Below are 7,141 nucleotides of genomic sequence, written 5' to 3' on the forward strand. Positions count from 1 at the left end.
ACCGTCAGCCGAACAGCGGACGGCCGGGTGCCAGGGCGGCCGCGATGCGCGACGCCACCTCCTGCGCGGTGTTGCCGGCGGGCGACGACGGTCCGGCGGTCGTCGCGACCGCGATCGCCAGGCCCTTTCCCGGCAGGTAGGCCATCACCTCGCCGTAGCCGTTGAACAGCGGGTTCTGGAACACCCAGCCGTTCCTGACGACCATGCCGAGCCCGTAGTGCGACTCCTCGGTCTGCGGCCGGCACACGTCGGCCGGGCAGGTGTCCGTGGGGCCGCCCGTGCCGACGGTGCCGGGGTTCAGCAGGGTGGCGTACGACCGTGGCGAGATCAGCTCGCCCGACCCGATGGCGCGGGCCGAACGGGCCATGTCGCACACGGTCGAAGTCAGCACCGCCCCGGGCGCGATCGTCCAGGACGGGTTCCAGAAGGTGGACTCCTCGTAGCGGCCGCGCTCGGAGGTGAAGGCGTGCAGCACCGGCCGGGGCATCTCGGGTGTGAAGCCGTTGCGGGTCCCGCGAAGTCCCAGCGGGCGGATGATCCGCTCCCGGAGCAGCCGGTCCAGCCGGGTACCGGTGATCTGCTCCAGGGCGGCGCCCAGGAGCACGAAGTTGGCGTGCGAGTAGTTCCAGTTGGTGCCGGGCTCGTACCACAGCGGCTCGCCGGTCGAGAGGGCGACGAGTTCTCGGGGGGTCCACCGGCGGAACGGGTCGGCGTCGAGGGCGGCGAGGAAGCCGGGGTCGGTCACGTAGTCGTACAGGCCCGAGGTGGAGCTGCCGAGCATCCGCAGCGTGATCGCGTCGCCGTGCGGCAGCGAGGGCAGCCACCGGGACACCGGCTCGTCGAGACCGACCCGCTTCTCGTCCGCCAACTGCAGCAGGACGGTGGTCAGATAACCGATGGCCACCCCGCCGGCCCGGAAGCGCATGTCGGCCGTGGCGGGGACGCCGGTCATCGACTCGCCGTCGGCCATGGTGACGATCTCGCGCCCGTGCACGGTCACCTCGGCCAGCACGGCGTTGAGCTCGAGGTCGTCGCGTGTCTCCCGCACGATGTCCGCGACCTTCCGAGCCTGCCCGTGGGTCGGGTCGGGCGTGGCCGCGCAGGCGGGCCTCGGACGGGCCGGGGGCGCGGCGAGCGCGGGGGCACCGCTCAGCAGGAGGGAGAGCAGCACGGCGGCGGACAGCCAGGTCTTGCGGGTACGTGTCATGCAGGAACTGTGGGGCGCGCCGAGGACGCCGGCGGTCCAGCCACACCCGCAAGCCCCCGGATGGCGGACACGGTTCGGATCCGGGCGCGCTCGTGCGGTCCGGCGCCGACGTCGGCGTCAGTCGCAGGGCAGGGCCGGCCGGACCTGGCGGACGAGGGCCGCGTTGTCGGGCGTCGCCCGCATCCGTTCCAGCAGGGTCGTCAGGCCGCCGTGTCCGTCCCGGGCGCCGAGCGCCCGGCGCAGTGCCCCCACGGCGGCCGCCTCCGCCGGGGAGAGCAGCAGTTCCTCGCGGCGCGAGCCGGACGCGGCGAGGTCGACGGCGGGAAAGATCCGGTGGGCGGCGGGCCCCCGGTCCAGGCGGAGTTCCATGTTGCCGGTGCTCTTCAGCTCCTCGAAGAAGAAGTCGTCGGCGCGGGAGCCGGTCTCGACCAGGGCGGTGGCGAGGATCGTCAGGGAGCCACCCTCCTCGGCGGCCCGCGCGGCGCCGAAGAACCGCTTGGGGCCGATCAGCGCGGTCGCGTCGACGCCGCCGCTGAGCGTACGGCCCCCGGCGGCGGCCGCGTTGTTGTGCGCCCGGCACAGCCGGGTCAGGGAGTCGAGCAGGACGACGACGTCCTCGCCGGCCTCCACGAGCCGCTTGGCCCGCTCGACGACCAGGTCGGCGAGGGCGATGTGGTGCCGGGGCGAGCGGTCGAAGGTGGAGGCGTACACCTCGCCGCGCACCGAGCGGCGCATGTCGGTGACTTCCTCGGGGCGTTCGTCCAGCAGCACGACCATCAGCCGGCACGTGGGATGGTTCCCGGCGACGGCCGCCGCGATCTGTTGCAGCAGTACCGTCTTGCCGGTCTTGGGCGGGGCGACGATCAGCCCGCGCTGCCCCTTGCCGACGGGAGCGATCAGGTCGGTGAGGCGCCCGGCGAGACCGGCCGCCGGGTGTTCCAGGCGCAGCCGCTCGCTCGGGTGGATCGGGGTGAGGTCCGGGCGGCGGCGCCGGGCGACGGGCCGCCTCCCCTCGACCAGCGTGATGTCGGTCAGCGCGGACCGGTCGCCGCGCACGCCGGTCACCAGGTCGCCCGCGCGCAGGTGGTGACGGCGGATCAGCGCGGCCGAGACCGAGGGATCGCCGGGGGAGGGCAGCAGGTCCGGGCCGCGCAGCCACCCCTTCCCGCCGCCGTCGACGTCGAGGACGCCGGTGACGAGCCGGGCGGAGGACTGCTGGGCCGGGGGACGTTCGAGACTGGTGGTCATGGGAGGCGGTCCTTTCGAGGACGGCGGCATGGGACGTGCGGGAAGAAGACGGGGGAGGGGAGAGGCCGCGAGGGCGCCGGGACGGCACAGCCCGGATGTCCCGGACGCCTGCCTGGCGAGCGGCGGAGGAACGCCTGCGCACACCGCCCGAAGTGACGGGGCGTGAAGGCGGCGCGGAGAGAGGAAAGGCACCGGGGCCCACGACGGGGCTCGACACAAGTGCGGAGTCCACCTTACCTCATTGGCCCCGGTTCTGTCGGGATGTTCGGCCATCGATTACTGTCGCGGCATGTCGACGCCGCCTCAGCCTCCGCAGCCGCCCGTCCCGCCCTCGGGCTCGCAGCCAGGTCAGCCACCCGCCTCGCAGCCGGGCGTCCCCGCCGGGAACCCGCCCGCGCCGAGCGCCTACCCCTACCCCGACCCGCAGTCCCCGGCGGGCTACCCGCCGCCCGCGGGCGCCCCGGCGCAGAACTTCTACGGCCAGCCCACCATGATCGGTCAGCCCGGTCAGCCCGGTCAGCCCGGTCAGCCCGGTCAGCCGCCGGTGGCCAACCCGTACGCCCAGCCCGGCGCGTATCCGGAGGTGCTCGGCTCACCGGCCGGTGGAGGCCGAGGCGGAGCCGGACGGGCCGTGCTGTGGGCGGCCGTCGGCGCGGTGGTGGCGTCCGCGGCCTGGGCGGGCGGCGTCTTCCTGCTCGGCGGCGGCATCAAGGGCGGTGACGCGGACCTGCGCGGCTACCAGGCGCCCGAGAACCTCTGCACCGCCGGGGACTACGCGTCGTTCAAGAAGGAGTACCCCAAGGACGACGACACCCCGCAGGCCCACTCGGTGAAGGACCCCGCCGTCGACACCAGCCGGTGCAGCCTCAGTCTGGAGACGGAGGGCACGGACTCCCAGGACGGGTACCTCTCCGTCGACGTTGCCCTGCACAAGGAGACCGACCCGGGGCCCGAGTTCACCGCGTCGTGGAAGAACTACGACAAGATGTACTCGGACTACGACGTGACCGAGGTGGAGGGCATCGGTGACGAGGCCTACCTGGTCGCCGACGGCTCCGGCACCTCCTCCCGGTACTCGGTGCTCGCCGTGCGGGACGGCTGGGTGACGTACACGATGAGCTTCAGCGCCTTCTCCTCGTACAGCGCGGACGACGACAGCGAACCGCCCACGGCGGACGAGATAGCCGAGTGGCTCAAGACGGATACTCGGGCCACCCTGGACAAGCTGCGCAAGTGACGGCCGGCCGGCGCCTTGCCCTAGGCTGAGGCGGATGTTCAGCCCTGAAGGCCCCAGCCTGCGTGAACTCGCCGTCCAGGCACTGTCGTCGGTCGAGCACGGCTACGACCTGCTCGCTCCGAAGTTCGACCACACCCCCTTCCGCACCCCGGACTCCGTGCTCGACGCCGTCGCGGCCGCGCTGGCCCGCACCGGCACCTGGGAGGACGGGCTCGACCTGTGCTGCGGCACCGGCGCCGGGATCGGTGTGCTCGCCCAGGTGTGCCGGCGCCGCGTGACCGGGGTGGACTTCAGCGCCGGGATGCTCGCCGAGGCCGCCCGGCGCACCGGCGTCCCGCAGGACGGGCCGCGGGTGTCCTGGGTCCGGGCGGACGCCCGTGTGCTGCCGTTCGCCTCCGCCTTCGATCTCGTCGTCAGCTTCGGCGCGTTCGGCCACTTCCTGCCCCGCGAACTGCCGGGCCTGTTCACCCAGGTGCGCGCCGCGCTGCGGCCGGGCGGCACGTTGGCCTTCCCCGTGCTCGCCCCGCCGCGCCCGGCCACGCCCGCGTTCTGGATGCTGCTCGGCTTCGACGCCGTGATGCGGGTGCGCAACGCGCTGTGGCGGCCCCCGTTCGTCATGTACTACCGGGCCTTCCGGCTGGGCGACGTGCGGCGGGAGCTGGAGCGCGCCGGGTTCCGGGTGGGTCTGCAGGCCCTGCCCGAGTTCGGTCTGCGGCGGGACGGCAGCCCCCGTGTGCGCCTGGTCACGGCGGTGCGGGTCGGCTGACCGTCAGCCGGCCGACGGCAGCGTGAACTCGTAGACCAGCGGCTCCCGCCGGGCGTCCAGCACCAGGTCGGTGATCTCCAGCGGCCGGTCGTACTGGTCGTGCACGCGCCGGGTGACCCGCACCGAGGGCGGGTCTCCGAACGGGGTGATGCTGTCCCGGTGGTGCAGGGTGAGGCCGGCCCGGCGCATCCAGTCGTAGGCGCGCCGCAGTTCGGGGCAGCCGGCCGAGGGGGCGCGGTCGCGGTAGCGCGCCAGTTCCTCCACCTCGGCGAGCGCGACGGCGGAGAACGACGACAGTGCCGTACGGCGGGCGCGGCCGTCCGCTCCGGCCGACTCGTAGCGGTGGACGAGCGTCGGCCGGTGCGGGGCGAGGCCCAGCGCCTCGGCGTGCGCGGGCGGGGGTGTCTCCCAGCTGACGGCGGTCCGGTCCACGGCGTTCGGCTCCGCCTGCCGGGCGCCGACCGGAAAGGTCGGCGCGGCCGGGGTCTCGGCGGGCGGGCCGGTGAGCGCCGCATGGCTGCCCCGCCGGTCGGTGGCGACCAGTCCGTCGCGGCGCAGCACCTCCAGGGCCTGCCGTACGGTCTCCCGGCTCACCGCGAAGTGCTCGGCCAACTGCCGTTCCCCCGGCAGGCGTTCGCCGGGCGGAATGGTGCCGTCGCGCAGCTCGCCGAGCAGTTGGGTGGCGACCCTCCAGTAGAGGGGCTGGGGGCGTTGGGGGGTGGTGCGGGCCATGCCGCGCCTCCTGTGTGATGACGTACCGTGGCCGTGCGGGCTCATTGCGCCACCACATCTAGCATTGGTCTAAACCAATAGGGAAGGGCGGTCGGCTCGATCGGCCGAAACCGGACGCCGCCGCGCCCTTCCCCGGCCCAACTCCGTCGTCACAGCCGGGGGCCCAGCCAGCGCAGCTTGGCCGCCTCGTGGTAGGGGCCGCCGCCCTCGTGGTCGTTGAAGTCGTAGACCTCGATCGCCTTGTCGTCGTGCGCCCAGGCGTTGTAGGCGGCGAACACGGTCGACGGCGGGCACGTCTGGTCCTCCAGTGCCACGGAGAAGAGCGCCGGGGAGGAGCCCCGGGCGGCGAAGTGGACGCCGTCGAAGTAGGAGAGCGTGCGCAGGGCGTCCGCGGTGCGGCCCCGGTGCGTCTTGAGGAACAGCCCGATCTCGCGGTAGGGGTGGCGGTCGGTGAGCGTCGCGGCGCGCGGGAAGTCGCACAGGAAGGGTACGTCCGGCGCGATCCCCGCCAGATCGGGCACCAGGCCGCCGACGGCGATGGTGATGCCGCCGCCCTGGCTGCCGCCCACCGCCACCGTGCGCGAGGAGTCGGTCAGCGGGTGCGAACGGGCCGCCTCCACGGCGCGCACCGCGTCGGTGAACACCCGGCGGTAGTAGTAGTTCTCGGGCGCGTCCAGGCCGCGCGTCATGAAGCCGGGGTACGACGGTGCGCCGCCCACCGGGTCCGCCGTACCGCCGCCACCGCCCCAGGTGCTGCCCTGGCCCCGGGTGTCCATGACGAAGTGGGCGCGGCCCGACGAGGCCCACAGCAGGTGCTCGTGCGCCAGCCCGCGCCCGCCGCCGTATCCCACGAACTCCACCACCAGCGGCAGTGGTCCGTCGGCCGTCGCCGGAAGCGTCAGCCAGCCCTTGACGGGATGGCCGCCGAAGCCGGAGAACGTCACGTCGAACACCTGGACGGTGGTCAGTGGGGTGTCGACCGGCTCGAAACGGGCGTCGAGGTCGTGCTCGCGCGCCTCCTGAAGGGTCTTCGCCCAGAACGCGTCGAAGTCCTCCGGTGCGGTGGACCCGCTGCGGTACTCGCGGAGCTCGTCGAGGGGCAGATCGAACAGGGCCATGCGGGACCGCCTTTTTGTCAATGAGGCATACGAATGATCACACCGTACGTGCGGGCGAGAGCGCTTTCCAGACCCTGCCCGTCTGTCGGGCGCTTCCGGCCCGGGCGTCCGTCACGCGTCCCGCCGGGTCCACAGCGGCTCCGTGCGGGCCCAGTCCCGCTCCCACTCGGCGAGCCGGCGCCGCAGCGCCGCCCGGCGCACCGCCGCGTGTCCGAGCAGGACCGCGCCGGCCGAGCCGATCGCCGCGCACGTGCCGACGGTCAGCGTGTGCTGCCAGACGGTGGTGGCGCCCCGCGGCGGCGGCACTGCGTGACCACTGTCGTCGAGCCACACCGTCACCCGGTCCCCGGCCGCCGTACCGGTCGGCACCCGGGCCGTCGCCGTCCGCTCTCCCACGCCGGGCTCCGCCCAGCGCACCGTCACCGGGTACGTCCGCTGCCGGCCGGCCGCCACGGTCGGCAGCGCCTCGGGCGGCCGTCCGACCACCTGCGCGCTGACCCGGTGCCGCTCGGCTCGCTGCTCGGCCGTCATGGACCGCGCCTCCTGATGAGCCCACAGTCCGCTCAGGGCACCGGCCAGCGGCGCACCCACCATCAGCAGGACGGCCGCCACCAGCGCCGTCCACGTCTCCACCACGTCCGACCGGCGCCGCAGCGGGTAGCCCTGCCGCCGCCAGCACCGCACACGGGTACGCATGTCGACCTCCTCGCCGCACGCGGACGAGTGCCCACACAGGACGGCGTACCCCTTTCCGGGCCGCTCTCGCACGGCGGGGCGGCCCGGTCGCGGGGGGGGGGGGGGGGGTCGGGGAAGGGCAGGGCGCAGGGGGGGTC

The 7,141-nt window shown here is 74.1% G+C and carries 7 protein-coding genes; 2 read left to right on the top strand and 5 right to left on the bottom strand.

The features are described 5' to 3' along the window. Nucleotides 1-4: 4 nt before the first annotated feature. Nucleotides 5-1,207 (bottom strand): serine hydrolase domain-containing protein, encoded by a 1,203-nt coding sequence (locus AC3ET3_RS27955; RefSeq protein ID WP_432133398.1) that lies wholly within the window; start codon nucleotides 1,205-1,207, stop codon nucleotides 5-7. A gap of 117 nt (nucleotides 1,208-1,324) precedes the next feature. Beyond that, nucleotides 1,325-2,455 carry a transcription termination factor Rho gene (rho, locus tag AC3ET3_RS27960; RefSeq protein WP_435613086.1) on the bottom strand — a complete coding sequence of 377 codons (1,131 nt, stop codon included), beginning with the start codon at nucleotides 2,453-2,455 and terminating at the stop codon, nucleotides 1,325-1,327. A gap of 289 nt (nucleotides 2,456-2,744) precedes the next feature. On the opposite strand from rho, the gene AC3ET3_RS27965 reads away from it, so the two are divergent. Beyond that, complete coding sequence (locus tag AC3ET3_RS27965) at nucleotides 2,745-3,692, top strand: hypothetical protein (protein WP_435613087.1); 948 nt, start codon at nucleotides 2,745-2,747, stop codon at nucleotides 3,690-3,692. Nucleotides 3,693-3,726: 34 nt separating this feature from the next. After that, a complete protein-coding gene (locus tag AC3ET3_RS27970) occupies nucleotides 3,727-4,458 on the top strand; it encodes a class I SAM-dependent methyltransferase (protein WP_432156728.1) in 732 nt (243 codons plus the stop codon). A gap of 3 nt (nucleotides 4,459-4,461) precedes the next feature. Here AC3ET3_RS27970 and AC3ET3_RS27975 read toward each other — a convergent pair whose 3' ends face one another. The 3 genes from AC3ET3_RS27975 to AC3ET3_RS27985 all read right to left on the bottom strand — a co-directional run bounded on the left by AC3ET3_RS27975 (nucleotide 4,462) and on the right by AC3ET3_RS27985 (nucleotide 7,004). Beyond that, nucleotides 4,462-5,190 (bottom strand): GntR family transcriptional regulator, encoded by a 729-nt coding sequence (locus AC3ET3_RS27975; protein ID WP_432156727.1) that lies wholly within the window; start codon nucleotides 5,188-5,190, stop codon nucleotides 4,462-4,464. A 149-nt stretch (nucleotides 5,191-5,339) separates the two neighbouring features. After that, on the bottom strand, nucleotides 5,340-6,308 hold the full coding sequence (locus AC3ET3_RS27980; protein ID WP_435613088.1) for an acetylxylan esterase: 969 nt from the start codon (nucleotides 6,306-6,308) through the stop codon (nucleotides 5,340-5,342). Nucleotides 6,309-6,419: 111 nt separating this feature from the next. Beyond that, nucleotides 6,420-7,004, bottom strand: coding sequence for an Rv1733c family protein (locus tag AC3ET3_RS27985; RefSeq protein ID WP_432133392.1), 585 nt, complete (start codon nucleotides 7,002-7,004; stop codon nucleotides 6,420-6,422). Nucleotides 7,005-7,141: the final 137 nt, after the last annotated feature.

Source organism: Streptomyces sp. bgisy159 (assembly GCF_057707805.1).

Coding starts and splice junctions, on each gene's coding strand:
- AC3ET3_RS27955 (WP_432133398.1), bottom strand. CDS start 1,207: ATGACACGTACCCGCAAGACCTGGCTGTCCGCCGCCGTGCTGCTCTCC.
- rho (WP_435613086.1), bottom strand. CDS start 2,455: ATGACCACCAGTCTCGAACGTCCCCCGGCCCAGCAGTCCTCCGCCCGG.
- AC3ET3_RS27965 (WP_435613087.1), top strand. CDS start 2,745: ATGTCGACGCCGCCTCAGCCTCCGCAGCCGCCCGTCCCGCCCTCGGGC.
- AC3ET3_RS27970 (WP_432156728.1), top strand. CDS start 3,727: ATGTTCAGCCCTGAAGGCCCCAGCCTGCGTGAACTCGCCGTCCAGGCA.
- AC3ET3_RS27975 (WP_432156727.1), bottom strand. CDS start 5,190: ATGGCCCGCACCACCCCCCAACGCCCCCAGCCCCTCTACTGGAGGGTC.
- AC3ET3_RS27980 (WP_435613088.1), bottom strand. CDS start 6,308: ATGGCCCTGTTCGATCTGCCCCTCGACGAGCTCCGCGAGTACCGCAGC.
- AC3ET3_RS27985 (WP_432133392.1), bottom strand. CDS start 7,004: ATGCGTACCCGTGTGCGGTGCTGGCGGCGGCAGGGCTACCCGCTGCGG.